Source organism: Janibacter sp. CFPM2_SD2 (genome assembly GCF_057364645.1).
Map to the genome: position 1 here is coordinate 1 of NZ_JBNFOF010000292.1, position 2,436 is coordinate 2,436.

At 73.9% G+C, this 2,436-nt stretch carries 2 protein-coding genes and 2 pseudogenes; all 4 read left to right on the forward strand.

Going from position 1 to position 2,436, the window contains the following annotated elements; all coding sequences use genetic code 11:
* Positions 1–215 precede the first annotated feature (215 nt).
* Positions 216–617 (forward strand): TOBE domain-containing protein, encoded by a 402-nt coding sequence (locus AC2W7J_RS17465; RefSeq protein ID WP_485983970.1) that lies wholly within the window; start codon positions 216–218, stop codon positions 615–617.
* Positions 614–1,375 carry a molybdate ABC transporter substrate-binding protein gene (gene modA, locus AC2W7J_RS17470; RefSeq protein WP_485983972.1) on the forward strand — a complete coding sequence of 254 codons (762 nt, stop codon included), beginning with the start codon at positions 614–616 and terminating at the stop codon, positions 1,373–1,375. Before AC2W7J_RS17465 ends, modA begins: the two co-directional genes overlap by 4 nt.
* Positions 1,372–2,150: pseudogene (locus tag AC2W7J_RS17475) on the forward strand (ABC transporter permease). The gene modA and the pseudogene AC2W7J_RS17475 overlap by 4 nt, the downstream one beginning before the upstream one ends.
* Before the next feature lie 78 nt (positions 2,151–2,228).
* Positions 2,229–2,436 (forward strand): annotated as a pseudogene (locus AC2W7J_RS17480) (ATP-binding cassette domain-containing protein); the annotation flags it as partial.

Sequence of the window (2,436 nt, forward strand, 5' to 3'; positions counted from 1 at the left end):
TGCGGAGCAGGCCAGGTGGGCGGTCGGCTACGCCGGCCCGTGGGTGCAGCGCCGTCTGACCGGCCGGCTCCTCCGGCGACTCGGTGACGGCGAAGATCGGCGAGCCGACCCCCTTCGGCCCGCAGGACCTGCCCACCGACTGACCGTGCCGAACCCTGCAAGACCCTAGGGTCTTGCAGCGTTTGAGCCGCAGATGCGCTGATAGCGTCCCCTTCATGACGCAGATGCGGGTGTCCGAGGCGGCCGAGCTGCTCGCCGTCTCCTCCGACACGGTCCGGCGCTGGATCGACGGTGGGCGCCTCGCGGCGACGAAGGGGGACGGCGTCACCCTCGTCGACGGGACCGACCTGGCCCGCCGCGCCCAGGAGATCGCGCAACCACCGGCCATCGGCACGGTGCGCGACGAGTCCGCGCGCAACCGCATGCGCGGCATCGTCACCGAGGTCCTGCGCGACGGCGTCATGGCGCAGGTGAGCCTGCAGGCCGGGCCCTTCCGCATCGTCTCGCTCATGTCGCGCGAGGCCGCCGACGAGCTGGGCCTCGAGCCAGGCGCCGTCGCGGTCGCCTCGATCAAGTCGACCAATGTCGTCATCGCCACCCCCGGGACCCCCTCGTGATCCGCCGCCTCGCCGCCTCCTCGTCCGTCGCCGTGCTCGCCCTGGCCCTCGCCGCCTGCGGCTCCGACGCCTCCGACGCGTCGGACGACGGCGAGACGACCCTGCACGTCGCCGCTGCCGCCTCGCTGACCGATGCCTTCGAGGAGATCGCCACGCACTTCCAGGCAGCCCATGAGGGGGTCACCGTGGACCTCCAGTTCGCCGGCTCGTCCGACCTCGCGACGCAGATCGAGGGCGGCGCGCAGCTCGACGTCTTCGCCTCCGCCGACGAGGCCAACATGGACAAGGTCGAGGACGCCGTCGACGACCCGCAGGTCTTCGCGACCAATGTGCTGACCATCGTCACCGAGCCGGGCAACCCGAAGCAGATCACCGGCCTGGAGGACCTCGCCGACCCGGACCTCGCGGTCGTCGTCTGCGCCGAGCAGGTGCCCTGCGGTGCCGCGACGAAGACGCTCACCGAGCAGCAGCACGTCACCCTCGACCCGGCGAGCGAGGAGTCGAAGGTCACCGACGTGCTCACCAAGGTGAGCACCGGCGAGGCCGACGCCGGGCTCGTCTACGTCACCGACGCCACCGGCGCGGGCGACGACGTCGAGGCGGTGCGGACCGAAGGCGCCGACAGGGTCGTCAACCGCTACCCGATCGGCGCGCTCACGGACGCAGCCTCCCCCGACGTCGCCGCCGAATTCGTCGAGCACGTCCTCGGCCCGGAGGGGCAGAAGGTCCTGCAGGACAAGGGCTTCGGCGCCCCGTGAGGCCACCCGGCTGGCTGTGGGTGCCCGCGGCGGGAGCCGTCCTCGTCGTCGTCGTCCCTTTGCTCGGGCTGCTCACCTCCGTCGACGCCGGCCGCCTCTGGCCGCTGCTGACCTCCGAGGCGTCGGTCGACGCCCTGCTGCTCTCGCTGCGCACCGCCCTGGCCGCCACCGTCCTGTGCCTGCTCCTCGGGGGCGCCGCTGGCGATCCTGCTCGCCCGGGGGCCGCTGGCCCGGGCAGTCCGTGCTGCGGGCCCTCGTGCTCGTGCCGCTCGTCCTGCCCCCGGTCGTCGGCGGCCTCGCGCTGCTCACGACCTTCGGCCGACGCGGGCTCATCGGCGAGCACCTCGTCGCCGCCGGCATCACGATCTCCTACACGACGACCGCAGTCGTCCTCGCGCAGACCTTCGTCGCCCTCCCCTTCCTCGTCCTCTCGCTCGAAGGTGCCGTCCGCGGCCTCGACCCCCGGCAGGAGGAGGCGGCCGCGACCCTCGGGGCGAGCCCGTGGCGGCGCCTCACCCGGGTCACCCTGCCGCTCGTCGGGCCCGGCCTGCTGTCGGGGTCCGTCCTCGCCTTCGCCCGCGCCCTCGGCGAGTTCGGCGCGACGCTGACCTTCGCCGGGTCGGCCCAGGGCCGCACCCGCACCCTGCCGCTCGAGATCTACCTGCAGCGCGAGACCGACCAGGACGCCGCGATCGCGCTGTCGCTCGTCCTCGTCGTGCTCGCCACGGTCATCGTCGGTGCGGTCTACGCCCGGACGACGAAGGGGGCGCGATGAGTCTGCAGGTGCGCGCCCGGTGGGCGCAGCGCGGGCTCGACGTCGACCTCGAGCTGCCGCCCGGGTCGGCATGCCGTCGCCGGGCCCAACGGCGCCGGCAAGTCCTCGCTGCTGTCGGTCGTCGCCGGTCTGGCTCGGGCGGACGAGAGCCGGGTCGTCCTCGACGGCCGGGTGCTCGACGCGCTGCCCCCGCACCGGCGCCGGGTCGTGCTGCTCAGCCAGGCCGGGCAGCTCTTCCCCCACCTCGGCGTGCGCGACAACGTCGCCTTCGGCCCGCGCAGCCTCG

What these genes read in the sequence shown, in the direction of transcription:
- AC2W7J_RS17465 (WP_485983970.1), top strand. Translation starts at nt 216, where the DNA reads ATGACGCAGATGCGGGTGTCCGAGGCGGCCGAGCTGCTCGCCGTCTCC.